Raw genomic sequence first — 24,882 nt, forward strand, 5'->3', positions numbered from 1 at the left:
GGCGCGGGGATTTTTCGAAGGAACATCCTGTTCCTCGAAAAACGGCGCGCGTCCTGCGCGCCGCCCTTCGGGTCTGAGTGGGGTTGGGCGAGTGCGGGGCATTGGATTTCAATGCCGCGGCAACGGCAACGGCAGCGGCAGCGCAACTGCAACTGCAACTGCAACTGCAACTGCAACTGCAACTGCAACTGCAACTGCAACTGCAACTGCAACTGCAACTGCAACAAAGCGCCGGCCTCAGAAACTCATGAACAATCCGCCGTTCACCGGGATGTTCGCGCCGGTGATGAAGCCGGCGTCGTCGGCGGTGAGGAATTCGACGGTGCGTGCGATCTCGCTGGGCTTGCCGAGGCGGCCGACCGGGACGCTGTCGACGATGCGGGCGCGGATGTCGTCGGGCACCGCCAGCACCATCGCGGTTTCGCAGTAGCCAGGCGAGACCGAATTCACGGTCACGCCCTTGCGGGCGACTTCGCGCGCCAGCGCCATGGTGAAACCGTGCATGCCGGCCTTGGCCGCGGAGTAGTTGGTCTGGCCGAACTGGCCGGTCTGGCCGTTGACCGAGCTGATGTTGACGATGCGGCCGAAGCCGCGTTCGGCCATGCCGTCGACCGCGTGCCGGCACAGGTTGAACACGCCGTCGAGGTTGACGCCCATGACGTCGTCCCACTGGCGCTTGTCCATCTTGCGCAGGCTGGTGTCGCGGGTGATGCCGGCGGCGTTGACCAGGATGTCGATGGCGCCTTCGTCGCGGCGGATGCGCTCGATGGCGTCGGCGCAGTCGTCGTAGTCGGCGACGTTGGCCGCTTCGAAGCGCACGTCCATGCCCTGGACTTCGTGCCGGAACGCGGCGATGCGCTCCTCGCGCGAGGCCAGGTCGATCGCGATCACGCGCCGGCCGGCGCGCGCCAGCGATTTGCAGATCTCGCTGCCGAGACCGCCGATGCCGCCGCTGACCACGGCGATACGCTTGTTCATGTGGCTTCCCCCGTGCGCCGGCGCGGGCCGGCTACGCGCACGCGCCGGCGCCGCGCGCGGGTGCGCGCGAGCCGTCGCGGTGCTGATCGATGCGCGGCTCAACGCTCGCGCTTGGTGTCGCCCTTGGGCTTGCCGGTGCCGGTGCCGGACGCCGGGCTCTGGCCGACGCTGCCCGACAGGTTCTGCTGGAATTCCTTCCACAGGGTCAGGTTGCGCTCGGTGAGCTGGTTCATCATCGCCCACGGCGTCTGGCCGAGCATGCCGCCGACCTGGTTGCGGAACTGAGCCTGCTGATCCAGGAACGTCTGCATCGAGCGTTCCAGATAGTTGCCCATGAAGCCCTGGAGCGAATCGCCGTAGAAACGGATGATCTGGCTCAGCAGCTGGGTCGAGAGCACCGGTTCGCCGTCCTGTTCGTGCTCGGCGATGATCTGCAGCAGCACCTGGCGGGTCAGGTCGTCGCCCGAGCGGGCATCGCGTACCTCGAACTCCTCGCCGTCGACGATCAGCTGGCGCACGTCTTCGATGGTGATGTAGCTGGAGATCTCGGTGTCGTACAGCCGACGGTTCGGGTACTTCTTGATGACTCGGGTCGAGGCCATGGAGCTTTGGCTCTAAAATCGTGGTGCCTTGCAGCATGGCTCAGGCCGAGGGGGCTTGCAACAGGTAGGGCCGGGCGGCCGCCCGGCTCGCGGCGCAGGGCGTGCGCACTGTGCAGGCCGTGCACCACCGGCGGGGCGGCGGTCGGCGCTGGGCGAGATGGGCGTCGCGACCCGGCCGGGCGCGCAGCGCGCCCGTACCGGTCGGCGCCGCGCCCGCAGGCGCGACGCGCGGGCTTTACCAGCCCATGTACTGGCCGCCGTTGGCGGACAGGTTGGCGCCGGTGATCCAGCCGGCCTCGTCGGGGATGAAGAAGCCGACCGCGTAGGCGATCTCCTCGGGATTGCCCAGGCGCCCGGTCGGGATCTGCGCGACGATCTTGTTGCGCACCTCCTCGGGCACCGCCATGACCATGTCGGTGGCGATGTAGCCCGGCGAGACCGTGTTGACGGTGATGCCGAACTTCGCGTTCTCCTGCGCCAGCGAGATCGTGAAGCCGTGCATGCCGGCCTTGGCCGCGGCGTAGTTGGCCTGGCCGTACTGGCCCTTCTGGCCGTTGATCGAGCTGATCTGCACGATCCGGCCCCACTTGCGCTCGCGCATGCCCTCGATCACCGGGCGGGTGACGTTGAAGCAGGAATTGAGGTTGGTGCCGATCACGTCGGTCCACTGCTGCGGGCTCATCCGATGGAAGGTCGAGTCGCGGGTGATGCCGGCGTTGTTGACCAGGATGTCGACCGGGCCGAGCTGGCGCTCGACGTCGCGGATCAGCGCTTCGGCCTGTTCGGGGGAAGAGACGTCGCCCTGCGCGATCGCCACGTCGATGCCGAGTCCTTTCATTTGCGCCTGCCAGGCGCGTCCTTTGGCCTCGTCGCGGTAATTGGTCGCGACTTTATGGCCCATCTGGGCCAGGCGTTGGACGATCGAGGTGCCGATGCCACCGGTACCGCCGGTGACCAGTGCGACGCGTGACTGCATGTCTTCCTCTCCACGGCCGCGACGTGCGGCCCTAAGCCGATTCTAGTCAGCAAATATGAAATCGCCGTTGTGCATCGCGGCGAGCGAAACCGTCGGTGTGGAGGCGATGCGCCCGGGCTCGAATTCGGCCTGCGCACGCGCGAGCAGGGCCGGCACCGAGCCCGCGCCCGCCAGCGCGGCCGGCGCCTGCCCGAGCGCGCGCCAGGCCGCGCGCAGCGCCGGCAGCGGTTGCCGCGGATCGACCGCCAGGGCGGCGTCGGACTTGGAGAGCTTGCGGCCGTCGCTGCCCAGCACCAGCGGCAGGTGGGCGTAGCTCGGCGTGGTCAGGCCCAGGGCGCGTTGCAGCAGGATCTGGCGCGGCGTCGAGTCGAGCAGGTCGGCGCCGCGGACCACGTCGCTGATGCCCTGGGCCGCGTCGTCGACCACCACCGCGAGCTGGTAGGCCCAGTAGCCGTCGGCGCGGCGCAGGACCACGTCGCCGACCTCGCGGGCGACGTCCTGCGACTGCGCGCCGCGGATGCGGTCCTGGAACGCGACCACGCTGCCGTCGGCCACGCGCAGGCGGATCGCCGGCGCGCGGCCGGGGCGGTCCGGCGCGGCCACGCAGCGGCGGTGGATGCCGCCGACCGCGGCCAGATCGCTGCGGCTGCAATGGCAGGGGAAGGCCAGGCCCTGCGCCAGCAAGCGTTCGATCGCGGTGCGGTAGACCTCGCCGCGCTCGCTCTGGCGCAGCACCGGTTCGTCGGACTCCAGGCCGAACGCGTTCAAGGCCTGCAACTGGCGCTCGGCGGCGCCGGCGACTTCGCGCGGCGGGTCCAGGTCCTCGACGCGTATCAGCCACGCGCCCTGCGCATGCCGGGCCAGCAGCCAGCTGCCGAACGCGGCCAGCAGCGATCCGAAGTGCAGGTCGCCGGTGGGCGAGGGCGCGAAGCGGCCGCGGTAGCTCGGGGCGTGGGATGCGGACAAGGGCGTGTGGCCGGGCATGGTTTTGGGGTGCGCGAGGCGGGCCGAATGCGCATCCGGCCAACCCGAATGCGTCGATTCGGCTTGCGTATCGTCAACCGACTCGTCGAGCAAAGCCGCGACGGTGCCGGTTTCACTTGAATTCACGCCGAGCCTGCCACATTTTCTACCTGACCGCGCACGGTGCGCGGGTACGGTTCATCCCTAGACCATGTTCAAACGCATCGCTCTTTTCCTTGCCACCAACCTGGCCGTCCTCGCCTTGCTCAGCATCGTCATGGCGGTACTGCGGCAGTTCGGCATCGATACCGGCCGCAACGGTTCGCTGCTGATCATGGCCACGCTGTTCGGCTTCGGCGGCGCCTTCGTTTCGCTGTTGCTGTCCAAATGGATGGCCAAGCGCAGCACCGGCGCGCACGTGATCGAACAGCCGCGCAACGAAGCCGAACAGTGGCTGGTGAACACGGTGCGCCGTCAGGCCGAGGCGGCGGGCATCGGCATGCCCGAGGTCGCGATCTACGACGCGCCCGAGATCAACGCCTTCGCCACCGGCGCCAACCGCAACAACGCGCTGGTCGCGGTGTCCACCGGCCTGCTGCGCTCGATGAGCCGCGACGAGGCCGAAGCGGTGCTCGGTCACGAGGTCAGCCACGTCGCCAACGGCGACATGGTGACCATGGCCCTGGTCCAGGGCGTGCTCAACACCTTCGTGATCGTGCTGGCGCGCCTGGTCGGCCGCGTGATCGACGGTTACCTGGGCGGCAGTCGCGACGGCAGCCCGGGTCTGGGCTACTACGCGATCGTGTTCGTGCTCGACATGGTGTTCGGCCTGTTCGCGAGCATGATCGCGATGTGGTTCTCGCGTTACCGCGAGTTCCGCGCCGATGCCGGCGGTGCGCGCCTGGCCGGCCGCGACAAGATGATCGGCGCCCTGGAGCGCCTGGGCCAGACCTACGGCGAAAGCACGCTGCCCAAGCAGGTGCAGGCCTTCGGCATCAGCGGCGCGGTCGGCCACGGCCTGTCCAAGCTGATGCGCAGCCATCCGCCGCTGGAAGAGCGCATCACCGCGCTGCGCAACGCTCCGGCCGAGACGGTGCGCGCTCCGGTGGTCGCGCGCTGATCGCGCACCGCAAGCGCCAGAAAAAAGCCCGCCATCCGGCGGGCTTTTTCTTTTCGGGGATGAGGCGACTGCCCGAATCCCGCGCTTACTGGAAGTCGTAATCCATTTCCGGCCCGGCCGCGGCCAGGAAGTGGCCCTGGGCGTAGTCGATGCCGGCTGCGAACAGGAACGACATGCTGGCCGCGTCCTGGACGAATTCGGAGATGGTCTGCTTGCCCAGCTCGCGGGCCTTGGCGGCGATCTCGCGGATGCGCTGCTGGTGGTCGGCGTTGCTGGTCAGGTCTTCCATGAAGGCGCGGTCGATCTTGAGGAAGGCCGCGTCGAAATGGCTGAGCATCTGGAACGAGTTCAGGCCCGAGCCGAACTGCTCCAGGCCGACGCGTACGCCGAAGCGGGCGACGCGGGCCTGGAATTCCTGCGCCGCGCGCAGGTGGGTGAAGACCTTGGATTCGGGCAGCTGCAGCACCAGCAGGCGGCCTTCGGCGTTCTGCCGGGCCAGCTGCTCTTCGATGTGCTGGAGCAGGCTTTCGTCCTGCAGCGAGGCCTGGGTGATCTTGACCAGCAGGGTGGTGCGCTTGCCGGCGCGCAGGCGCTCGCCGATGACCTGGATCGCCTTGCCGACGACCCAGCGGTCGATTTCCCACAGCAGGCCGTGTTCCTCGGCGATCTGCAGGAAGGTCAGCGGCTGCACCAGTTCGCCCGGCTCGCCCTGCATGCGCAGGTAGGCCTCGTACATCTCCATCGGCTCGCCGTGCAGATTGATCAGCGGCTGGTAGTTCATCAGGAAGCGGTCGGCGTCGAGCGCGTCGCGGATGCGGGTGACCCAGGCCTCGACGCGTTCGGACTCGGCGCGGTCGGCCGCGCCCGGGTCGAACAGTTCGGAGCGGTTGCCGCCGACGCCGATGCTGGACTGCACGCACTGGCTGGCCTTGCCCAGCACCGCGGTGACGCTGGCGATCTTTTCGCCGATCTGTACGCCGCCGATGCTGACGGTGGTGTTGAGCGAACGGCTGGCGGTTTCCAGCACGTGGTCGGCGAAGGCGGCGCGCAGGCGCTCGGCCAGGGCCGAGGTCGCGTGGTAGTCGCAGTTCGGCGTGAGCACCGCGAACTGGTGCTCGGAGAAGCGCGCGGCGACGTCGTCGGGACCGATCACGGTGCGCAGGCGCTCGCCGAACGCGGCGATCAGTTCGTCCGATGCGTCCAGGCCGATTTCCTGCAGCAGCCGCGCGTAATGGTCGGGCTCGATCAGCAGCAGGCCGTGGTGGGCGTTGTTCTGGGCGGTGTCGGAGACCGCGTCTTCGAGCGCGCGCAGGAAGGTGGCGCGGTTGAGCAGGCCGGTGACCTGGTCGCGCTGGCGCAGGGCCTCGACCTCGCGCGCGAGTTCGGGATCGAACTCCTGGCGGCGCAGGACCACCTGCAGGCATTGCTCGCCTTCGTAGGTGGCGGGGGTGAATTCCATGACCGCGGCGAAGTGGCTGCCGTCCAGCGTGCGCGCTTCGGTTTCGTAGCGCGGCGGCGGGGCTTCGCCCTTGGACAACTGCTTGAGCAGCTGCTTGAAGCCGTCGACCTGGCCCGGTGCGACCATGTCCAGCAGCGACATGCCCTCGATTTCCTCGAACGACTCGAAGCCGAAGATCTCCAGGTAGGCCGTGTTGGCGCGGATATGCATGCCTTCGTGGATGTAGGCGATGGGCTCGCGCGAGGAGTCGATCAGGCTGTCGCAGCGGCGCTCGGTCTCGCGCACCTGGGATTCCAGGCGGCGCAGCGAGCGGCGCGCCTCCAGGTCGGCCCATTCGGCGCGGACCACGTTCTGCACGTGGTCGGTGTGGCCGCGCAGGATCACGCTGCGCGCGCCCATAGACAGCACTTCCAGCAGGCGGGCGTCGTCGACCGTGTCCAGCAGCACGACCACCGGCAGGTCCTTGCCGGTGCTGTCGACCTGCTGCATGACCTTGGGCAGGGGCACGTTGCGCGCTTCGCGCGCGGCCAGCACCAGGTCCGGCTGCTGCTGGCCGATCAGCGCGGCCAGCTCGGTTTCGTTCTCAGGACGCGACGGGCGCACGGCGATGCCGCTGTTGCGCAGGCCGCTGACGATGGCTTCCGCCGCCTCGACGCTGTCGTCGACGATCAGCAGGCGCAGCACCATGTCTTTGCCGAATTGCATTCACCACCTCCGTGGCCCGGGTTTATGACACGAAGGCCGGGCCAGAGTCCATGCGAACTGCGTTACAGCGGTCGCTTTCCGGGATCTCCGGCGATCTCGCGCACCAGTTTTGGAACCAGATAACCAGAAAGCCGCGCGGCCAGTGCGCGATGCAGCGCACGGGCGCGTTCGTCGTCGATTTCGAAGTGCGCAGCCCCCTGCACACGATCGAGTTGATGCAGATAGTACGGCAGGACGCCGGCGCGGAAACCACGTTCGCTCAAATCTGCGAGCGCCTCCACGCTGTCGTTGACACCGCGCAGCAGCACGGCCTGGTTGAGCAGGGTCGCGCCGGCGCTGCGCAGGCGGGCCAGGGCGGCATCGACGGTCTCGTCGAACTCCTGGGCATGGTTGGCGTGCAGGACCACGGTGACCGGCCAGGGCAGGGCGCGCAGCCAGGCCAGCAGCGGCGCGTCGACGCGCTCGGGCAGGACCACCGGCAGGCGGGTGTGGATGCGCAGGCGCTTGAGGTGCGGGACCCGGGCCAGGGCGTCGCTGAGCTCGGCCAGCTTGGGCGTGGCCAGCGACCAGGGGTCGCCGCCGGACAGGATGACCTCGTCGATCCCCGGGTCGGCCGCGATCAGTTCGACCGCGCCGCGCCAGCCGGAGGCGGCCGCGGTTTCCTCGGCGTAGGGGAAATGGCGGCGGAAGCAGTAGCGGCAATGAATCGCGCAGCTGCCGGTGGCGACCAGCAGGGCGCGGCCGCGGTATTTGCGGATCACCCCGTCGGCGGCCTTGGCGGCGCCGTCGCCGACCGCGTCCAGGGCATAGCCGGGCATCGGCCGCAGTTCCTCGTCCAGCGGCAGGACCTGGCGCAGCAGCGGGTCGTGCGGGTCGCCGGCGCGCATGCGGGCGACGAAGCCGCGCGGCACCCGCAGCGGGAATTGGGCCGCGGCCGCGTCCGAGACCCCGGCGGCGAGCCCGTCCAGCCCCAGCAGGGCCAGCAGTTCGCGCGGATCGCGCACGGCGTCGCGCCACAGCGCCTGCCAGCGCGCGGGCGCGGCCGGGCGCGGGAGGGGGTGCGGCTGCAAGGAGGCCGGGGCTGCGGGTATCATGCGGGGCTAGCTTGTATGGATCCGGTTTCGTGGGTCCGGGGCCCAGGGGATGTCTCCCGGTTCCGGTCCCGTTCGCGTCCCGCCCGGCCTTTCGGCGGCGGTGGGCGGCGCAGCCCGACATTCTAGCCTTCCGCCGCCGGCGCGGCGCTCCCTCGGGGCCTTGCGGTCCGGTGGGCGCTACCGCCCCATCATTTCATAGTTAGGAGTTCCAGCATGGCCAGCTTGGGCATGAACGACGTCAAGACCGGACAGAAGATCCTGGTCAATAACGACCCGTGCATCATCACCGAGACCGAATACGTCAAGCCGGGCAAGGGCCAGGCCTTCACCCGCATCAAGTACCGCAGCATCAAGTCCGGCCGCGTGGTCGAAATGACCATGAAGGCCACCGACAGCGTCGAACAGGCCGACGTGGTCGACACCGACATGCAGTACCTGTACTCCGACGGCGAGTACTGGCACTTCATGAACCAGGAGTCGTTCGAGCAGGTCCAGTCCGACAAGGCCGGCATGGGCGGTTCGGAGAAGTGGCTCAAGGGCGAGGAAGAGTGCGTGGTGACGCTGTGGAACGGCGTGCCGATCGCGGTCCAGCCGCCGAACTTCGTCGAGCTCAAGATCACCGAGACCGACCCGGGCGTGCGCGGCGATACCTCGGGCGGCGGCGGCAAGCCGGCGACCCTGGAAACCGGCGCGGTGGTGCGCGTGCCGCTGTTCGTGGGCCAGGACGAAATCATCAAGGTCGACACGCGTTCGGGCGAGTACGTCAGCCGCGTGAAGTGACGCATCGGCCCGTAGCCGCTTGCGGCTGCGGGCTTGCCGATGGGTCGTCCCCGCGCAGGCGGGGCAGGGCGTGCCGGCGCTAGCGCCGGGATGCCTGCAGGGCCCTCGCATCGTCTCCACGAAGCGGGGAGCCAGCGGGGAACCATGGAGTCCGGCGATGGCCGGATGCTTCGGTTCCCCACCCGCCAACGCTCTGGCGCCCACGCCCGAGCCGGGCGGTCCGGACGCGACGCCGCGCCAGCGGGCCGTCCGCGCGTAACCGCAAGCGGCGTCCGACCCGCTACGCTGTCGATATGCGCCGCCGTTGCGCGGTAACGAAGAGCCGAAAACGCGAATGACGACCGATACCCCAGCCCAGCCCTGCGACCTGTTGATCGAAGCGGGCTGGGTGGTCCCGGTCGAGCCGCACGCGGTCGTGCTGGAAGACCACGCGGTCGCGGTGCGCGACGGCGCGATCGTCGACATCCTGCCGATCGCCGACGCGCGCATCCGCTACCGCGCCGCCGAAACCGTGGCGCGGCCCGAGGCGGCGCTGATCCCGGGCATGGTCAACGCCCATACCCATAACCCGATGACCCTGCTGCGCGGGATCGCCGACGATCTGCCGCTGATGGAATGGCTGCAGGGCCATATCTGGCCGGTCGAGGCGGCGGTGATCGGGCCGCAATTCGTCGAGGACGGCATCACCCTGGCGATCGCCGAGATGCTGCGCGGCGGCACCACCTGCGCCAACGAGAACTACTTCTTCCCCGACGTCCAGGCTGCGGTCTACAAGCGCCACGGCTTCCGCGCCCGGGTCGGCCTGCCGGTGATCGATTTCCCGACCGCCTGGGCCCAGAGCTCGGACGAATACTTCGACCGCGCCGGCGAGGTCCACGACCTGTGGCGCGACGATCCGCTGGTCGCGACCGCGTTCGCGCCGCACGCGCCGTACACGGTCAGCGATGCCAATTTCGAACGCATCCGCATGCTCGCCGACCAGCTCGACCTGCCGGTGCACCTGCACACCCACGAGACCGCGCAGGAAGTCGCCGACTCGATCAAGCTGCACGGCCAGCGCCCGCTGGCGCGGCTGGACCGGCTGGGCCTGGTCACCGACCGCCTGATCGCCGTCCACATGACCCAGCTCACCGACGCCGAGATCGCGCTGTGCGCCGAGCGCGGCGTGAGCGTGGTGCATTGCCCCGAATCCAATCTCAAGCTGGCCTCGGGCTTCTGCCCGGCCTGCAAGCTGCACCAGGCCGGCGTCAATCTGGCGATCGGCACCGACGGCTGCGCCAGCAACAACGATCTCGACATGTTCGGCGAAACCCGCACCGCGGCCCTGCTGGCCAAGGCCGTGGCCGACGACGCCTCGGCGCTGGACGCGTTCAGCGCGCTGCGCGCGGCGACCCTGGGCGGCGCGCGCGCGCTGGGTTACGAAACCAGGATCGGCTCGATCGAAGTCGGCAAGCAGGCCGACCTGGTCTGCGTCGACCTGGGCCAGCTCGAAACCCAGCCGCTGCACCACGTGGTCTCGCAGCTGATCTACGCCAGCGGCCGCCATCAGGTCAGCGACGTCTGGATCGCCGGCGCGGCCAAGCTGCGCGAGCGCGTGCTGGTCGACCTCGATGTGCAGGCCCTGATCGCCAACGCGCGCCAGTGGCGCGGCCGGATCGCCGCGCTCGGACGCTGAGTCCGGCCTCCCCCTTTCACGCAACGTTGCACAGGCAGAGTCCATGAGCGCACACGGCAACGCGTCCGAACCGGCCCAGGCCGGCGCCGACGACAACTTCAGCCAGGCCGAACTCGACAAGTTCGGCGCCCTGGCCAACCGCTGGTGGGACCCGCAGGGCCCGCAGAAGGCGCTGCACGCGCTGAACCCGGCGCGGCTGGGCTATGTCGCGCAACGCGCGACCCTGACCGGCGCGCGCGTGCTCGACGTCGGCTGCGGCGGCGGTCTGCTCAGCGAGGCCCTGGCCGGCGCGGGCGCCGAGGTGGTCGCGATCGATCTGGCCCCGGAACTGATCAAGGTCGCGCGCCTGCACAAGCTGGAAACCGGCGTGCGCGTGGACTACCGCCAGCAGTCGGTGGAATCGCTGGCGGCGGAGCAGCCGGCCAGCTTCGACGCGATCACCTGCATGGAGATGCTCGAGCACGTGCCCGATCCGGCGGCGATCGTGAGCGCTTGCGCGAAGTTGCTGAAGCCGGGCGGGCGGCTGTTCCTGTCCACGCTCAACCGCACCCCGGCCGCGTTCGCGCTGGCGATCGTCGGCGCCGAGTACGTCGCCCGCGTGCTGCCCAGGGGCACCCACCAGTACCGCGACTTCATCAAGCCCTCGGAACTGGCGGCGTGGCTGCGCGCGGTCGAGCTGCAGCTGGAAGACGTCAGCGGCCTGATGTACGAACCCTGGCGCAACGCCGCGCGGGTGATCGCGCGCACCGACATCAATTATCTGGCCTGCGCCCGCAAGCCGGAGGCGGCATGAACCGCGAAGCCGCTGCGATGGGCTTTCCGAAAGCCGCGTTGTTCGATCTGGACGGTACCCTGCTCGACAGCGCGCCGGACATGCTGGCGGCGCTGAACCTCATGCGCGCGCAGCGCGGCGAGGCGCCGATGCCGCTGTCGCAATTGCGCCCGCACGTGTCGCGCGGCGGCCAAGCCATGCTCGCGGCGGCGTTTCCGGACGTGGCCGCGGAGCTGCGCAGCACCTGGCTGCAGGAATTTCTCGATCACTACCAGAACGAACTCGGCCGCCACGGCGGGCCGTTCGACGGCATCGAGGCGATGCTGGCCGAACTGGAAGCCGCCGGCTGCGTCTGGGGCATCGTCACCAACAAGCCCGAGTACCTGGCGCAGTTGCTGCTGCCGCTGCTGGGCTGGGAATCGCGCTGCGCGGTGCTGATCGGCGGCGACACCCTGCCCAGGCGCAAGCCCGATCCGCTGCAGCTGACGGTCGCCGCCGAACGCATCGGCGTGGACCCGGCCGACTGCGTCTACGTCGGCGACGACGAGCGCGACATCATCGCCGCGCGTGCGGCCGGCATGGCCTCGGTGGTCGCGCTGTGGGGCTACCGCCTGGCCGAGGACGATCCGCAGGCCTGGCAGGGCGATCGCCTGGTCGAACTGCCGCACACCCTGTGCGCGGCCGCGGCCTGGCCGGTCCGGCGATGAGCGAGCCGCACGCCGGCGACGCGCACACGCCGACCGGCAGCGCAGCGCCGGACGATGCGCTGGCGAGCTTCATCGGCAAATGGCGCGCGCGCTGGCCCGAGTGGGCGCTGGCCGAAACCTTCGTGCCGCCCGCGCAGCGCGAAACCGCGCTGGCCTGGGCCGCGTTGCAGCAGGAGCTCGGCGACGCCGCCTGGGGCGGACGCGACGCGCGTCCCGGCGAACTCAAGCTGGGCTGGTGGCTGGAAGAGCTGCAGGGCTGGTCGCAGGGCCGGCGCCGGCACCCGCTGGGCCAGGCGCTGCAACGCCGGCCGGCGCCCTGGGCCGCGCTCGCGGCCGCGCTGCCGGGCCTGGCCGAGACCCGCGAACGCCCGCTCGACCGCGCCGAGGCCGGCGCGCAACTGAACGGATTCGCCGCCGCGATCGCCGCCATCGACGCCGCACTGTTCGGCGCCGAGCCGGGATCCGGCGATGCGGCCGTCGTCGCCGCCTACCTGTTGCATGCGCGTTTGGCGCTGGAGGGCGAGCGCGCGGCGCCGCTGGGCGTGCTCGCGCGCAGCGGCGAGGCCGGCGCGGCCGCCGCCTGGGCCGAGGAACTGCGCGCGCACTGGCCGGCAGAGGCCGCCGCGACCGTGCCGCGGCGGCTGTGGGCCGGGCTCGCGCTGGCCCGCCTGCGCGCCGACGATGCCGCGCGCCCGCTGTCGCCGTGGCGTGCCCTGTGGAGCGCCTGGCGTGCCGCACGCCGGCGCAGCGGCACGTAAGGTGTGACTTCAGGCAGCCCAACCGCGGCCGTGCAGACACAGCGTTTCAGCCCCGGACAGGGGCGGGCAGGGCGCGACCGCTAGAATGACGGCCATTGCGGCCCCCCACGCCGCCCCAACGAAGCCGTCGTGACCACCAGCTCCCGCCCCCCTCGTCGCCTACCCGATGTCGCCTTCGACGCCGCCGCCGCGGCGCGTCCGCTGGACTGGGTCGGCATGTCGAACATCGCCTTGCCGCTGCGCGTGGCCACGGGCCACGGCGACGCCATCCAGGTCGCCGCCTCGGTCGACGTTTCGGTCGACCTGCGCGACGCCGACGCGCGCGGCATCCACATGTCGCGCATGTATCTGCAACTGCAGGATGCGTTCGCCAGCGAGACCCTGACTCCGGCCGGCCTGCGTCGCGTGCTGCAGGCGCTGATCGAGGGCCAGGGCGGCATTTCCAGCGCCGCGCGCCTGGTCCTGCGCTACGAACAGCTGTTGCTGCGTCCGGCCCTGGCCAGCGCCAACGCCGGTTGGAAGCGCTACCCGGTCGAGATCGACGCCACCCTGCGCGACGGCCATCTGCACCTGGGCCTGGGTTTTTCGGTCGAGTATTCCAGCACCTGCCCGGCTTCGGCCGCGCTGTCGCGCCAGCTCAACGCCGAGCGCTTCGTCGCCGATTTCGCCGCCGCGCATCCGCTCTCGACCGCGGTGGTCGGCGAGTGGCTGGCGTCGGAGCGCGGCCTGGCCGCGACCCCGCACGCGCAGCGCAGCCGCGCCGGCATTCGGGTCGAACTGCGCCCGGCCTTCGACGAGCTGCCGCTGACCGCGCTGATCGACGCCGTCGAACAGGCCCTGGGCACGCCGGTGCAGACCGCGGTCAAGCGCGAGGACGAGCAGGCGTTCGCCCGCCTCAACGCCGAGAACCTGATGTTCTGCGAGGACGCCGCGCGCCGCGTCGCCGCCGCGCTCTCGGCCGATCCGCGCATCGACCGCTTCGACGCCCAGGTCGCGCATTTCGAAAGCCTGCACGCCCATGACGCGGTCGCGCGAGTGACCGGGCAGGGCGGCCGCGACTGAGGCCGCGCGCCGGCCGCGACTAATCCGCGCGCCGGCCGCCTCGGCGGGGCCGGGCCGGGCGCATCGGGCGTGCCGATGGCGCGCCGGAACTGCAAACGCTTCCATCGCCTTCGTGCGCTCCCGCCGGCCGTTCCGGCCGACCGAGCGGCACCTGAAGTGTGCGCGCCATCACGTCCGGTGGGCTATGCTCAAGTAGTACAGAGTGCCGGGACGGGTAATGGGGAAACCCTCGCGTCGTAGGTGGCAGGCCGTAGCGGTCTGGTTGGGCATGCTAGTGGCGGCCGCCGCGCCGGCGCAGTCGCTGCAACTGTCGCGCCTGGATGCCGACCCCTTGCCGGTGCAGGTGCTCGCCGGCGATTTCGACGGACGCTTCGTTGCCGTTTCCGATTTGTCCATGCGCGAACTCAGCCGCGCCCCGCGCTGGTGGCGCCTGACCGCGAAACGCGACTATCCCGCCGGCGCACAACCGCAGCTGGTGCTGCGCTCGCCGCATCTGAACAAGGTCGAAGTCTGGCTGCCGGGCTCGCCGCTGCCGCTGCGGCGCGAACTGCTCGACGCCGACCGCAGCAACTCGACCCGGGCCCTGGTGGTGCCGCTGGACCACGGCCTGGCCGCCGGCGAATCGCTGTACCTGCGCGTGCAATCGCTGACGCCGCTGCCGATGACCGCGGCGATCGAGCCGCTGGCGATGGTCCATCGCAAGGACATGGCCCACGTCGCCTGGCGCACCGCGGTGCTGACCACGATGAGCGTGCTGGCGATTCTCGCGTTCGGCTTCTGGGCCGGGATCGGCGAGCGCAGTTATCTGATGTTGAGCCTGACCCTGCTGGCGCAGCTGCTGTACCTGGTCAGCTACGGCGGCGAGGCCCGGTCGATCCCCTGGCTGTCGATCCTGGTCAGCGACGATCCGCGCGTCGGGCGCATGTTCGGACTGATCGCGGTGCTCGCCAGCAACGCCTTCCTGGCCTATTACCTCAGCCTGCGCCAGACCCAGCCGGCGCTGATGCGGGTGTTGACCGCATGCAATGTCGCGATCGGCCTGCTGATGCTGGTGACCCTGACCACGGTCGCGCCGCTGGTCGCGGTGGCGGCCAACCTGGTGCTGCTGACCGGGTTCGGGATCGTGCTGACGGCCGGCGCGATCGGCGCCTGGCGGCGCCAGCGCGAAGCCTATTTCCTGCTGCTGTCGTGGTCGCCGGTGTTCGTCCTGACCGCGCTGCGCTTCGCCGCCGTGCTGGGCTGGTGGGGCAATCCGGAATGGATGGACTACGCGTTCCCGGTCGGCTTCGCCCTGGGCGGCCTGGTGCTGATGATCGGCCTGTCCGACAAGCTCCAGCAGCTGCGCCGCGACCGCGACCAGGCCAGCCGCCAGGCCACCTACGACGCGCTGACCGGCGCGATGACGCGGCCGGCGATCGAGGCCCGGCTCAAGACCGCGGTCGAGTCCGCACACAAGAGCCGGCGGCCGCTGTCGGTGGTGTTCTTCGACGTCGATCATTTCAAGCGCATCAACGACGAGCACGGCCACCGCGTCGGCGACCAGACCCTGCGCATCATCTCGCTGCGCACCCGCAACCGTTTGCGCACCTACGACCTGTTCGGCCGCTACGGCGGCGACGAGATCCTGGTGGTGCTGCCCGACACCCAGTTGCGCGAAGCGCTGGGCGTGGCCGAAAACCTGCGCTCGTCGGTGAATTGCCGGCCGCTGTCGATCGACGGCAAGCTGCTCGCTGCCAGCCTCAGCGTGGGCGTGGCCGAGCTGTTGCACGAGGAAACCGCCGAGCACCTGCTCGAGCGCGCCGACGCGGCCTTGTATGCCAGCAAGTCGGCCGGACGCGATCGCGTGACCGGCCACAACGCCACGCGGGTGCAGGAACTGGTGAGCTGAGCCGACGCCGGGCGGCGCCGTGCTTCAGGGGCGAATGGGCGGCTGCGTCGCGGCGCGCGCGGCGTCGCCGCGTTCCAGCACCAGTAACGGATCGATCCGCACGTCGAACCAGTTCATGCCCCAGTGCAGGTGCGGCCCGGTCGCGCGGCCGGTCGCGCCGACCGCGCCCAGGACCTGGCCCTGGGCGATGCGGTCGCCGACCTTCACGTCGATGCGCGACAGGTGCAGGAAGTTCGAGCTGACGCCGTGGCCGTGGTCGAGCAGCAGGGTGCCGCCGGTGAGGTACAGGTCCGGCGCGGCGAAGCTGACCACGCCCGCGGCCGGCGCCAGCACCGGCGTGCCCGAGGCGGCGGCGATGTCCATGCCCGAGTGCGCCGAGCCGGGCTGGCCGTTGTACACGCGCTGGTTGCCGAAGCGGCCGCTGATGCGGCCCTGCACCGGCCAGACGAAGGCCTGGGCGAAATCGGCGCGTTCGTCGTCGCGATCGCGCGCGGCGGTGACCAGGGCCTGCTCGCGGCGGATGCGCTCGGCGATTTCGGGCGGCGGGTTCACGGTCTTGGGCGGCACGCCGTTGATCTGTTCGATCGGCCAGTCGCGCGGCGTCACCGCGATGCTCACGCGCTGGCTGCGGCCGTCGGCGCTCAGCACTTCGACCTCGACCGGCGCGCTCTGCTCGCGGCCGACGCCGAAGGCCACCGAACCGTAGGGCGTGACCCGCAGCGTGCGTTCGCCGTAGCGCACCGTGCTGCCGGCCGGCACCTTGCCGATCACCAGCGCGCCTTGCTGTACCGAAGCGGGGAACACCACCCGCGAGTCGGCGGCGGGCGCCGCGGGCGCCGGGACCTGCACGGCTTGCTGCGCGCCGGCGACCGGCAACGCGGCGCAGGCCGCCAGCGCCAGCGTCGCCAGCGCGGCCGCGGCCTGTCTCATCGTGCGAACGCCAGACGCTGCCCGTTGGGCGCGCCGACCAGGCGCGTTCCGTCCCAGGCCAGCACGCCGTTGACCCAGGTCGAGGCGATCCGCGAATGGAACGTGCGGCCTTCGAACGGCGACCAGCCGCACTTGGACAGCACGTCCTCGCGCCGCACCGTGAACGGCGTGTCGTCGATCAGGACCAGGTCGGCGGCGTAGCCCTCGCGCAGGAAGCCGCGGTTCTCGACGTCGAACAGCTTGGCCGGCGCGTGGGCGAACTTGTCGACCACCTGGGCGGTGCTCAGGCGGCCTTCGTGAACCAGCTCCAACGCGGCGTTGAGCGCGTACTGCACCAGCGGCAGGCCGCTGGGCGCGGACGTGTAGGGGCGCGCTTTTTCCTCCAGCGTGTGCGGCGCGTGGTCGGTAGCGAGCACATCTATTACATCTTCGGCGACCGCGCGGATCAGGGCTTCACGATCGCTGGCGTCCTTGATCGCCGGATTGCACTTGATCAGGTGGCCGAGCGCGGCGTAATCGGCGCGGTCGAAACGCAGGAAGTGGATGCAGGTCTCGGCGGTGATGCGCTTGCCTTCGATCGGGCCGGCCTCGAACAGCGCCAACTCGTCGGCGGTGCTGATGTGCAGCACGTGCAGGCGGGTGTTGTGCCTGCGCGCCAGCGCGATCGCCAGTTCGGTGGATTTCTTGCAGGCCTGGCGCGAGCGGATGTCGGGATGGCACTCGGCCGGGATGTCGTCGCCGTACTTGGCCTTGTAGCGCGCCAGTTCGGCGTCGATCATCGGCGTGTCTTCGCAATGGGTGATGATCGGCGTCGGCACGTCGCGGAAGATCGCGTCGAGGGTGACCGGATCGTCGACCAGCATGTTGCCGGTGGACGCGCCCATGAACACTTTCACGCCCGGCGCGGTGCGCGGGTCCAGGCGCTGGATCGCGGCCAGGTTGTCGTTGCTGGCGCCCAGGTAGAAGCCGTAGTTGCCCCAGGCGCGGCCGGCGGCGCGGCGGTACTTGTCCTCCAGCGCGTCGGCGTCCAGGGTCGGCGGGTTGGTGTTGGGCATGTCCATGAACGTGGTCAGCCCGCCGGCCACCGCCGCGGCCGACTCGGTGGCCATGTCGGCCTTGTACTCCAGGCCGGGTTCGCGGAAGTGGACCTGGTCGTCGATCATGCCCGGCAGCAGGCGGCGGCCGCCGGCATCGACCACGGTTTCGCCGTCGCGCGCGGACAGGCCGGCGCCGATCCGGGCGATGCGGCCGTCCTCGATGCGCAGGTCGCCGTCGTATTCGCGGCCTTCGTTGACCAGGCGGGCGTTGACGATCAGTGTCGATGACATGAGTGCTTTCCGGGGTTCGGGGGCGGCACCGGGTCGTGGCCGCCGGGGTGCAGGGGATGGCAGCGCAGGATCCGCCGCAGGGCGAGCCAACTGCCTTTGAAGGCGCCGAAACGGGCGATCGCCTGCATCGCGTATTCCGAGCAGGTCGGATAGAAGCGGCAGCGCGGTCCCAGCAATGGACTGATCCAGCGCTTGTAACCGCGAAGCAGGACGATGAGGAGGCGGTCGATCACGTTTCCTTAATGCGGGCGACCGTCGTCGGATTGCGGTTGCCGCAGTAGTCGGGGCAGGGTATAACAGCGCGCTTTCCTCTCACAAGGCAAGCGCGAGGCAAGGCCGGGCGAACCGCAGTGACGGATTGCCTGACGAGGCGGAAAATGCCGGATATGGCGGATTTCGCTTGCGGCGGTCGCGCATTTGTGTATTTGATCGCCGAGCGGACCCCGCGGTCCGCGAAGCTTCCGGAACGGTCCGGGAGTTCCCTCAGGGAATAGAAGGACAAGCCGCTCGTGGCAGTGAAAAAACCTGCGAAGAAGGCCGCCAAAGCGGCCAAGAAGACCGTCAAGCCGGCCGTAAAGAAGGCCGCTTCGTCCAAGACTGCGGCCAGCAAAGCCGCGACCAAGAAGCCGGCGGCGAAGAAGCCCGCGGCCAAGGTCGCCGTCAAGAAGCCCGTCGCCAAGCCGTCCGCGGCCAAGAAACCCGCAGCCAAGAAGGCCGCGCCGGTCAAAAAACCGGCGCCGAAGCCCGCTGCCAAGAAATCGCCGGTCGTCGCCAAGAAGGCGGCGCCCGTGAAGAAGCCCGCGGCCAAGCCCGCCGCGCCGGCGAAGAAGGCCGTCGCAGCCAGCAAGACCCCGGCCAAGAAACCCGTGGTGGCTCAGGCACCCGCGGCAAGGAAGCCAGAGCCCAAGCCCACCGTCGTCAAGAAACCCGCCGCGCGCCCGCCGACCAAGACCGCACCGGTGGCGGAGCCCGCGAGCAAGAACGAACCCGCAAAGAGCACAGTGACCCAACCAGTCCCCAGCAAATCCCCCGCCGCTGCGACCCCGTCCGCCGCCAAGCCTGCCGCCCGTCCGTTGGGCAAGGTCGCCGTCGCCGTCGCAGCCAAGCCGCAGGCGCCCGCGCCCAAGGCCAAAGTCAAGGTCGTCCCGTACAAGAACGACGAGACCACCGGTCGTCCGATCGTGCCGCAGGGCTACCGCCCGGCCGTGGACGAGGAATACATGAGCCCGCTGCAGCTGGAGTACTTCCGCCAGCGTCTGTTGAGCTGGCGCGGCGATCTGGTCGAGGAATCCAAGCAGACCATCGAGAACCTCAAGGACGAAGTCCGCGACGTCGGCGACGAAGCCGAGCGCGCGACCCGCGAAACCGAGAACTCGCTGGAACTGCGCACCCGCGACCGTTACCGCAAGCTGATCAGCAAGATCGACAGCACGCTCAAGCGCGTCGATTCGGGCGACTACGGTTTCTGCGTCGATACCGGCGAAGAGATCGGCCTGGAGCGTCTGGAAGCCCGTCTCACCGCCGAGCGCACGATCGACGCGCAGGAGCGCTGGGAGCACCTGCAGAAGCAGATGGGCGACTAGTCCGGCCGGTTCGCACGGTTCTTCGCGCAGGTCATCGCGCAGTTCAAGAAAAAGCCCCGCGCGAGCGGGGCTTTTTGCCGGCGCCCTTGGCTGTTACTGCAGGTCGCGCAGGTTCAGGCGACGCAGTTTCGGCGCCAGCCGGGCCGTGGCCGCCACCACCGCCAGGGTCATGCAGCCGCCGAACACCACCGACGGCACCAGCCCCAGCAGCCGCGCCGCCACGCCCGACTCGAACGCGCCCAGCTCGTTCGACGAGCCGATGAAGATGCCGTTGATCGACGACACCCGTCCGCGCATTTCGTCCGGCGTCGACAGCTGCAGGATGGTCGAGCGCAGCACCACCGATACCCCATCGCACATGCCCGACAGCAGCAGCATCGCCGCCGACAGCCAGAACAGGCGCGACAGCGCGAAGCCGATGATGCACAGCCCGAAGCCGGCGACCGCGTACAGCAGCAGGCGCCCCGCGTTCTTCTGCGGCGGATGCCTGGCCAGCCACAGCCCGACCAGCACCGCGCCGGCCGCCGGCGCCGCGCGCAGCACGCCCAGCGCCTCCGGACCGTAGTGCAGCACGTCGTGGATGAAGGCCGGCAGCAGCGCGATCGCGCCGCCGAACAGCACCGAGAACATGTCCAGCGCCTGCGCACCGAGCACGACCTGGTTGTTGAACACGAAGCGCAGGCCTTCGCCGATGCTCTTGAACACCGGCGCGCGTTCGGCCGCCGGCGCCGGCTCGGTTACCTGCAGCGACACGATCGCGATCGCCGCGGCCAGGGCGAAACCGGCCGCGACCAGGTAGGCGGAGGTCACGCCGCCCCAGGCGATCAGCCCGCCGCCCAGGGCCGGGCCGACCACCAGCCCGGTCTGCATCACCACGCTGCCGACGCCGGCGCCGCGCGCGAACTGCTCGCGCTTGAGCACGCGCGCGAACAGCGACATGTAGACCGGCGACAGGAACGCGCGCACCACGCCGTTGATCGCGATCGCCGCGTAGATGGTCAGGGTGCCGATGCCGAACGCGCCCGCGGGCAGGCGGCCGCTGGCCACGCCGGCCAGCATCAGCGTGGTCAGCAGCAGGCCCAGGCAGGCGAACATGCCCAGCTTGCGCCGCGGCAGATGATCGACCGCGTAGCCGGCGAACAGGGCGAAGCAGAAGTAGGGCACGACCTCGGTCAGGCCGATCAGGCCCAGCGCCAGGGTGTCGTTGGTGAGCTTGTAGATGTGCCAGCCGACCGTGACCGCGACGATCTGGTAGGACAGCATCGCCAGCAGGCGATACACCAGCAGGCCGACGAAACCGCGGTTATGCAGCAGCGACGGCTCGGGCGCGGTCGCCGCTTCGCTCACAGCCGGCGACGGGCCTGGTCGCGGATGAAGGCCAGCAGGGCGGCCAGGCCGTTGCTGCGGGTCGGCGAGAGATGCTTGGCCAGGCCGATGTCGGCGATGTAGTCGGCCGGCGTGGCCTCGATCTCGACCGCGCTGCGCCCGGAATACACCCGCAGCGCCAGAAAGATCAGGCCCGACACGATCGCCGAGTCGCTGATCGCGTGGAAATCCAGGCGCTCGGCGTCGCCCTCGACCACGATCCAGACCAGCGACTGGCAGCCGTGCAGGCGGTGTTCCTCGGTCTTCCATTCCTCCGGCAGCGCCGGCAGCTTGCGGCCGAGGTCGATCAGGTACTGGTAGCGCTCGGACCAGTCGCCGAAGAACGCGAACTCCTCGCGGATCGCGGCCTGGGCCTGCGCGGCGGTGGGTTCGAGCGGGAAGGGACTGGTCGGGGCGGCGATGGCATTCATTACGGGAAGATTTTACGCCTGGCGGTCCGCCTTGGGCAGAATCGGGCTGCGGCCGGGAGCCGGACGGACCGAACGGCCTCAGGCGGCACACCGGCAGCGGGCGCTGCTTCACACCGTCATCCCTGGCGCGGCCCGCTCGCTGCGGACCGCCCGGCCCGGCCATGCCCGGCCGGGCGCTCGTAGGCGCAGCCGCTGCCCGAAGCAGCGGCTAAACGCGCTTCCTCGTCCAGCGCACGCCCTGCGGCGTGTCCTCCAGCAGCACGCCTTCGCCGGCGAGCTGATCGCGGATCGCATCGGAACGGGCGAAGTCGCGGTTCTGCTTGGCCACGCTGCGTTCGTCGATCAGGGCCTGGATACGGGCGTCGTCGCTGCCGTCGGCGCCGCGCGCGAACCAGGCCGCCGGATCCTGCTGCAGCAGGCCCAGGGCCAGGCCGGCGCCGAGCAGTTCGCGCTTGCGCGCCGCACGCTCGGCGCCTTCGCTCTTGCGCGCCTCGGTCGCGATGCGTGCGATTTCGGCCAGCGCGTTGGGCGTGTTGAGGTCGTCGTCCAGCGCGGCCTCGATCGCCGCCGGAATCGCGATGCCGTCGACCGTGTCGACGTCGGCCAGATCGCGCAAGGTCCCGTACAGACGGTCCAGCGTGCGCACGCTCTGCTCGATCAGCGCATCCGACCAGTCCAGCGGCTGGCGGTAATGCGCCGAGAGCAGGGCATAGCGCAGCGCTTCGGGCGGATGCGCGCGCACCAGGTCGTGGATCTTCTCGATATTGCCCAGCGACTTCGACATCTTGGCGCCGCCGAAGTTGAGCATGCCGTTGTGCAGCCAGTAACGCGCGAAGGTCTTGCCGCCGTGCGCGCATTCGCTCTGCGCGATCTCGTTCTCGTGGTGCGGGAACTGCAGATCGACGCCGCCGGCATGGATGTCGATGGTCTCGCCCAGGTGGGCGGCGGCCATCGCTGAGCATTCGATGTGCCAACCCGGGCGGCCGCGGCCCCAGGGCGAGTCCCAGCCGGGCAGATCGTCGCTGGACGGCTTCCACAGCACGAAATCGCCCGGGTCGCGCTTGTAGGGCGCCACCTCGACGCGCGCGCCGGCCAGCATTTCCTCCGGATCGCGGCGCGAGAGCTTGCCGTAGCGGTCGAAGCTGCCGATCGCGAACAGGGCGTGGCCTTCGGCCGCATAGGCGTGGCCGTTGGCGATCAGGCGCTCGATCATGGTCACGATTTCGCCGATATGCGCGGTCGCGGCCGGCTCCAGGTCCGGCGCACGCACGCCCAGGGCGGCCATGTCTTCGCGGTAGGCGGCGGCGTAGCGGTCGGTGATGGCCGAGATCGGCACCCGCTGTTCGGCCGCGGCGGTATTGATCTTGTCGTCCACGTCGGTGATGTTGCGGGCGTAGAGCAGGCCGCCGTGGCGGCGCCGCAGCAGGTCGGCGAGCACGCCGAACACCACCGGGCCGCGCGCATTGCCGATATGGACGTAGTTGTAGACGGTCGGCCCGCACACATACATGGTCGGGCGGGCGGGATCGATCGGTACGAACGGCTCGACCCGTCGCGTCAGGCTGTTGAAAAGATGCAGGCTCATGAGGACACGCTATGGTTCGGGCCATTCTAGCGGCAGGCCGCGCGCGCGCGCAGCCGCCGGCCCGCGGCGCGCGCGAGGCCGCGCCTGGAAGCCGGCCGGCCGCGCCGGCGGAATGAGAATCGATGCGGCCGGGCAGGGCTGAAGGGTTCAGGGGCTGGAGGGTTGATTCAGGTCGTGGCTACACTCGGGTCCTTACAATTTGTTCACGGAACCGATGCGAGCGCGATGAACCGTTCTTACCTGGCAGTCTCACTGTTGCTGACTGGCGCCCTGGCGGCCTCTTGGGCCGGCGCCGCGTCCGCGCAGAGCACGACGGTGATCCAGGCCGAGAACGTGCGCTACGAATACGCCCAGGTGCTGCGCGTGACCCCGGTCTACCAGACCCTCAACGCGACCCGTTACGAACAGCGCTGCGACCAGACCCCGAAGCCGGCCGCCGAGGATTCGCGCCTGTCGCGCATGGTCGGCGCGGTCAAGGACGTGCTGACCCGCGACCGCCGCGAGCGCGAACGCCAGGCCGCTACGGCCACGAATTGCCGCTCGGTGCCGGTCGAACTGGAGTTCCGCCAGCCGATCGCCTACGACGTGGATTACGTCTACAAGGGTTCCAAGTACCGCTCGCGGCTGCCCGAGGACCCCGGCAACCGGCTGCGGATCCGGATTGCCGTGACCCCGGTGGTGGCCCCCGTCAGCTCCCGCTGATGCCGATCCGGCATAAGCCGCGGCCCCTTTCGACTTGCGCCGGCCAGGGCCGCATGCGAGCATTCGCCCCCTAATGAGCCACCTGCGCGCCGACGCCGACGTCCTCACCTCCGCCTACATGGCGGCGGGTATGACCTCGCGCGCGCGCCGACCGTTGCCCTGCCAATCCGCTGGGTGACGGTGCTCGCCGTCGTTCGTGTAACAAGCTACACACACGATAAAGCCCAGCCTTAGCGCTGGGCTTTTTTGCTTTCTGCGTCCGCAAACCCCGCACCGGCTTCCGGCCTCCCTCCACGCACTCCACCGATCCCGACCGACACCCGCCCATGATCAAGCACTTCCTCAACACCCAGGACTGGTCGCGCGCCGACCTCGACGCGCTGTTGGCGCAGGCCGCCGCGTTCAAGCGCAGCAAGCTCGGCGACCAGCTCCGCGGCAAGTCGATCGCGCTGGTGTTCTTCAACCCGTCGATGCGCACCCGCACCAGCTTCGAGCTGGGCGCGTTCCAGCTCGGCGGCCACGCCGTGGTCCTGCAGCCGGGCAAGGACGCCTGGCCGATCGAGTTCGAACTGGGCACCGTCATGGACGGCGACACCGAGGAGCACATCGCCGAAGTGGCCAGGGTCCTGGGCCGCTACGTCGACCTGATCGGCGTGCGCGCGTTCCCGAAGTTCGTCGACTGGGCCAACGACCGCCAGGACAAGGTGCTGGCCAGCTTCGCCAAATATTCGCCGGTGCCGGTCATCAACATGGAGACCATCACCCATCCCTGCCAGGAGCTCGCCCACGCGCTGGCCCTGCAGGAGCACTTCGGCACCTCCGACCTGCGCGGCAAGAAGTACGTGCTGACCTGGACCTATCACCCCAAGCCGCTCAACACCGCGGTCGCCAACTCGGCCCTGACCATCGCCACGCGCATGGGCATGGACGTGACCCTGCTGTGCCCGACCCCGGAATACGTGCTCGACGAGCGCTACATGGGCTGGGCCGAGCAGAACGTCGCCGAGAGCGGCGGCTCGCTCAAGGTCAGCCACGATATCGAAAGCGCCTACCGCGGCGCCGACGTGGTCTACGCCAAGAGCTGGGGCGCGCTGCCGTACTTCGGCAACTGGGGCCCGGAAAAGCCCATCCGCGACGAGTATCAGCACTTCATCGTCGACGAAGCCAAGATGGCGCTGACCAACAACGGCGTCTTCAGCCACTGCCTGCCGCTGCGCCGCAACGTCAAGGCCACCGATGCGGTGATGGACTCGCCGCAGTGCATCGCCATCGACGAGGCCGAGAACCGTCTGCATGTGCAGAAGGCGATCATGGCCGCCCTGATTTGAGGAACGAGTGCGGAGGAAAGAGGAACGAGCACTTGTCCTCTGCAATCCCGCACGATTTCCGCGCCTTCACTCGTTCCTCTTTCCTTTCCAC

At 69.7% G+C, this 24,882-nt stretch carries 24 protein-coding genes; 12 read left to right on the forward strand and 12 right to left on the reverse strand.

Features of this window, described 5'->3' with window-relative positions:
• Positions 1-101 precede the first annotated feature (101 nt).
• Positions 102-251: a hypothetical protein gene (locus ASD78_RS21270; RefSeq protein ID WP_200944249.1), complete on the forward strand. Its 150-nt coding sequence runs from the start codon at positions 102-104 to the stop codon at positions 249-251.
• On the opposite strand, the gene phbB (ASD78_RS17470) is transcribed toward ASD78_RS21270, so the two are convergent.
• From phbB (ASD78_RS17470) to gluQRS, 4 genes are all read right to left on the reverse strand, one after another.
• The gene (phbB, locus tag ASD78_RS17470; protein WP_055909910.1) at positions 238-978 is read right to left on the reverse strand and encodes an acetoacetyl-CoA reductase; all 741 of its coding nucleotides are present in this window, start codon (positions 976-978) and stop codon (positions 238-240) included. The two genes, ASD78_RS21270 and phbB (ASD78_RS17470), sit on opposite strands and share 14 nt — an antisense overlap.
• A 98-nt stretch (positions 979-1,076) precedes the next feature.
• The gene (gene phaR / locus ASD78_RS17475) at positions 1,077-1,580 is read right to left on the reverse strand and encodes a polyhydroxyalkanoate synthesis repressor PhaR (protein ID WP_055909913.1); all 504 of its coding nucleotides are present in this window, start codon (positions 1,578-1,580) and stop codon (positions 1,077-1,079) included.
• Between the two features lie 235 nt (positions 1,581-1,815).
• Complete coding sequence (gene phbB / locus ASD78_RS17480; protein WP_055909916.1) at positions 1,816-2,556, reverse strand: acetoacetyl-CoA reductase; 741 nt, start codon at positions 2,554-2,556, stop codon at positions 1,816-1,818.
• Positions 2,557-2,598: 42 nt separating this feature from the next.
• On the reverse strand, positions 2,599-3,522 hold the full coding sequence (gluQRS, locus tag ASD78_RS17485; RefSeq protein WP_235566526.1) for a tRNA glutamyl-Q(34) synthetase GluQRS: 924 nt from the start codon (positions 3,520-3,522) through the stop codon (positions 2,599-2,601).
• Positions 3,523-3,730: 208 nt separating this feature from the next.
• On the opposite strand from gluQRS, the gene htpX reads away from it, so the two are divergent.
• Positions 3,731-4,639, forward strand: a complete 909-nt coding sequence (gene htpX / locus ASD78_RS17490) for a protease HtpX (protein ID WP_055909919.1) — start codon at positions 3,731-3,733, stop codon at positions 4,637-4,639.
• A gap of 85 nt (positions 4,640-4,724) precedes the next feature.
• Here the strand turns inward: htpX and ASD78_RS17495 are convergent, their stop codons facing one another.
• Both ASD78_RS17495 and epmB read right to left on the reverse strand, forming a co-directional pair.
• Positions 4,725-6,803 carry an EAL domain-containing protein gene (locus ASD78_RS17495; protein ID WP_056103744.1) on the reverse strand — a complete coding sequence of 693 codons (2,079 nt, stop codon included), beginning with the start codon at positions 6,801-6,803 and terminating at the stop codon, positions 4,725-4,727.
• Positions 6,804-6,865: 62 nt separating this feature from the next.
• Positions 6,866-7,897: an EF-P beta-lysylation protein EpmB gene (gene epmB / locus ASD78_RS17500; RefSeq protein ID WP_056103748.1), complete on the reverse strand. Its 1,032-nt coding sequence runs from the start codon at positions 7,895-7,897 to the stop codon at positions 6,866-6,868.
• A gap of 213 nt (positions 7,898-8,110) precedes the next feature.
• Between epmB and efp the strand changes: the two genes are divergently transcribed.
• The 7 genes from efp to ASD78_RS17535 all read left to right on the forward strand — a co-directional run bounded on the left by efp (position 8,111) and on the right by ASD78_RS17535 (position 15,539).
• Positions 8,111-8,677, forward strand: a complete 567-nt coding sequence (gene efp, locus ASD78_RS17505; RefSeq protein ID WP_055909928.1) for an elongation factor P — start codon at positions 8,111-8,113, stop codon at positions 8,675-8,677.
• Between the two features lie 334 nt (positions 8,678-9,011).
• Positions 9,012-10,352, forward strand: coding sequence for a TRZ/ATZ family hydrolase (locus ASD78_RS17510; RefSeq protein WP_056103751.1), 1,341 nt, complete (start codon positions 9,012-9,014; stop codon positions 10,350-10,352).
• 43 nt (positions 10,353-10,395) lie between these two features.
• Positions 10,396-11,145, forward strand: coding sequence for a bifunctional 2-polyprenyl-6-hydroxyphenol methylase/3-demethylubiquinol 3-O-methyltransferase UbiG (ubiG, locus tag ASD78_RS17515; RefSeq protein ID WP_056103753.1), 750 nt, complete (start codon positions 10,396-10,398; stop codon positions 11,143-11,145).
• Positions 11,142-11,831, forward strand: coding sequence for a phosphoglycolate phosphatase (locus ASD78_RS17520; RefSeq protein ID WP_235566527.1), 690 nt, complete (start codon positions 11,142-11,144; stop codon positions 11,829-11,831). Before ubiG ends, ASD78_RS17520 begins: the two co-directional genes overlap by 4 nt.
• Positions 11,828-12,589, forward strand: a complete 762-nt coding sequence (locus tag ASD78_RS17525) for a phytoene/squalene synthase family protein (RefSeq protein WP_156087850.1) — start codon at positions 11,828-11,830, stop codon at positions 12,587-12,589. The genes ASD78_RS17520 and ASD78_RS17525 overlap by 4 nt, the downstream gene beginning before the upstream one ends.
• 129 nt (positions 12,590-12,718) lie before the next feature.
• Complete coding sequence (gene folE2, locus ASD78_RS17530) at positions 12,719-13,651, forward strand: GTP cyclohydrolase FolE2 (RefSeq protein WP_056103759.1); 933 nt, start codon at positions 12,719-12,721, stop codon at positions 13,649-13,651.
• Between the two features lie 268 nt (positions 13,652-13,919).
• The gene (locus ASD78_RS17535; RefSeq protein WP_056103761.1) at positions 13,920-15,539 is read left to right on the forward strand and encodes a GGDEF domain-containing protein; all 1,620 of its coding nucleotides are present in this window, start codon (positions 13,920-13,922) and stop codon (positions 15,537-15,539) included.
• 24 nt (positions 15,540-15,563) lie between these two features.
• Here the strand turns inward: ASD78_RS17535 and ASD78_RS17540 are convergent, their stop codons facing one another.
• The 3 genes from ASD78_RS17540 to yidD are packed head-to-tail and all read right to left on the reverse strand — an operon-like array spanning position 15,564 to position 18,030.
• Entirely contained in the window at positions 15,564-16,469 is a 906-nt protein-coding gene (locus ASD78_RS17540) for a M23 family metallopeptidase (RefSeq protein WP_056103764.1), read from the reverse strand.
• Complete coding sequence (locus ASD78_RS17545; RefSeq protein WP_055909947.1) at positions 16,466-17,797, reverse strand: dihydroorotase; 1,332 nt, start codon at positions 17,795-17,797, stop codon at positions 16,466-16,468. Before ASD78_RS17545 ends, ASD78_RS17540 begins: the two co-directional genes overlap by 4 nt.
• A complete protein-coding gene (gene yidD, locus ASD78_RS17550) occupies positions 17,782-18,030 on the reverse strand; it encodes a membrane protein insertion efficiency factor YidD (RefSeq protein ID WP_162250180.1) in 249 nt (82 codons plus the stop codon). Before yidD ends, ASD78_RS17545 begins: the two co-directional genes overlap by 16 nt.
• A 276-nt stretch (positions 18,031-18,306) precedes the next feature.
• On the opposite strand from yidD, the gene dksA reads away from it, so the two are divergent.
• Positions 18,307-19,380, forward strand: coding sequence for an RNA polymerase-binding protein DksA (dksA, locus tag ASD78_RS17555; protein ID WP_055909950.1), 1,074 nt, complete (start codon positions 18,307-18,309; stop codon positions 19,378-19,380).
• A gap of 93 nt (positions 19,381-19,473) precedes the next feature.
• Here the strand turns inward: dksA and ASD78_RS17560 are convergent, their stop codons facing one another.
• From ASD78_RS17560 to cysS, 3 genes are all read right to left on the reverse strand, one after another.
• Complete coding sequence (locus tag ASD78_RS17560) at positions 19,474-20,727, reverse strand: MFS transporter (RefSeq protein ID WP_055909951.1); 1,254 nt, start codon at positions 20,725-20,727, stop codon at positions 19,474-19,476.
• Positions 20,724-21,176, reverse strand: coding sequence for a SufE family protein (locus ASD78_RS17565; protein WP_056103767.1), 453 nt, complete (start codon positions 21,174-21,176; stop codon positions 20,724-20,726). Before ASD78_RS17565 ends, ASD78_RS17560 begins: the two co-directional genes overlap by 4 nt.
• A gap of 208 nt (positions 21,177-21,384) precedes the next feature.
• Entirely contained in the window at positions 21,385-22,761 is a 1,377-nt protein-coding gene (gene cysS / locus ASD78_RS17570; protein ID WP_056103770.1) for a cysteine--tRNA ligase, read from the reverse strand.
• Positions 22,762-22,986: 225 nt separating this feature from the next.
• On the opposite strand from cysS, the gene ASD78_RS17575 reads away from it, so the two are divergent.
• Together ASD78_RS17575 and ASD78_RS17580 are read left to right on the forward strand one after the other, a co-directional pair.
• Positions 22,987-23,463, forward strand: a complete 477-nt coding sequence (locus tag ASD78_RS17575; protein WP_055909960.1) for a hypothetical protein — start codon at positions 22,987-22,989, stop codon at positions 23,461-23,463.
• A gap of 326 nt (positions 23,464-23,789) precedes the next feature.
• Positions 23,790-24,791, forward strand: a complete 1,002-nt coding sequence (locus ASD78_RS17580) for an N-acetylornithine carbamoyltransferase (protein WP_055909962.1) — start codon at positions 23,790-23,792, stop codon at positions 24,789-24,791.
• Positions 24,792-24,882: the final 91 nt, after the last annotated feature.

The organism is Lysobacter sp. Root667, assembly GCF_001427715.1.
Classification (GTDB): Bacteria; Pseudomonadota; Gammaproteobacteria; order Xanthomonadales; family Xanthomonadaceae; genus Lysobacter.

What these genes read in the sequence shown, in the direction of transcription:
- phbB (WP_055909910.1), bottom strand. Translation starts at nt 978, where the DNA reads ATGAACAAGCGTATCGCCGTGGTCAGCGGCGGCATCGGCGGTCTCGGC.
- phaR (WP_055909913.1), bottom strand. Translation starts at nt 1,580, where the DNA reads ATGGCCTCGACCCGAGTCATCAAGAAGTACCCGAACCGTCGGCTGTAC.
- phbB (WP_055909916.1), bottom strand. Translation starts at nt 2,556, where the DNA reads ATGCAGTCACGCGTCGCACTGGTCACCGGCGGTACCGGTGGCATCGGC.
- htpX (WP_055909919.1), top strand. Translation starts at nt 3,731, where the DNA reads ATGTTCAAACGCATCGCTCTTTTCCTTGCCACCAACCTGGCCGTCCTC.
- ASD78_RS17495 (WP_056103744.1), bottom strand. Translation starts at nt 6,803, where the DNA reads ATGCAATTCGGCAAAGACATGGTGCTGCGCCTGCTGATCGTCGACGAC.
- epmB (WP_056103748.1), bottom strand. Translation starts at nt 7,897, where the DNA reads ATGATACCCGCAGCCCCGGCCTCCTTGCAGCCGCACCCCCTCCCGCGC.
- efp (WP_055909928.1), top strand. Translation starts at nt 8,111, where the DNA reads ATGGCCAGCTTGGGCATGAACGACGTCAAGACCGGACAGAAGATCCTG.
- ASD78_RS17510 (WP_056103751.1), top strand. Translation starts at nt 9,012, where the DNA reads ATGACGACCGATACCCCAGCCCAGCCCTGCGACCTGTTGATCGAAGCG.
- ubiG (WP_056103753.1), top strand. Translation starts at nt 10,396, where the DNA reads ATGAGCGCACACGGCAACGCGTCCGAACCGGCCCAGGCCGGCGCCGAC.
- ASD78_RS17520 (WP_235566527.1), top strand. Translation starts at nt 11,142, where the DNA reads ATGAACCGCGAAGCCGCTGCGATGGGCTTTCCGAAAGCCGCGTTGTTC.
- ASD78_RS17525 (WP_156087850.1), top strand. Translation starts at nt 11,828, where the DNA reads ATGAGCGAGCCGCACGCCGGCGACGCGCACACGCCGACCGGCAGCGCA.
- ASD78_RS17535 (WP_056103761.1), top strand. Translation starts at nt 13,920, where the DNA reads ATGCTAGTGGCGGCCGCCGCGCCGGCGCAGTCGCTGCAACTGTCGCGC.
- ASD78_RS17540 (WP_056103764.1), bottom strand. Translation starts at nt 16,469, where the DNA reads ATGAGACAGGCCGCGGCCGCGCTGGCGACGCTGGCGCTGGCGGCCTGC.
- ASD78_RS17545 (WP_055909947.1), bottom strand. Translation starts at nt 17,797, where the DNA reads ATGTCATCGACACTGATCGTCAACGCCCGCCTGGTCAACGAAGGCCGC.
- ASD78_RS17565 (WP_056103767.1), bottom strand. Translation starts at nt 21,176, where the DNA reads ATGAATGCCATCGCCGCCCCGACCAGTCCCTTCCCGCTCGAACCCACC.
- cysS (WP_056103770.1), bottom strand. Translation starts at nt 22,761, where the DNA reads ATGAGCCTGCATCTTTTCAACAGCCTGACGCGACGGGTCGAGCCGTTC.
- ASD78_RS17575 (WP_055909960.1), top strand. Translation starts at nt 22,987, where the DNA reads ATGAACCGTTCTTACCTGGCAGTCTCACTGTTGCTGACTGGCGCCCTG.
- ASD78_RS17580 (WP_055909962.1), top strand. Translation starts at nt 23,790, where the DNA reads ATGATCAAGCACTTCCTCAACACCCAGGACTGGTCGCGCGCCGACCTC.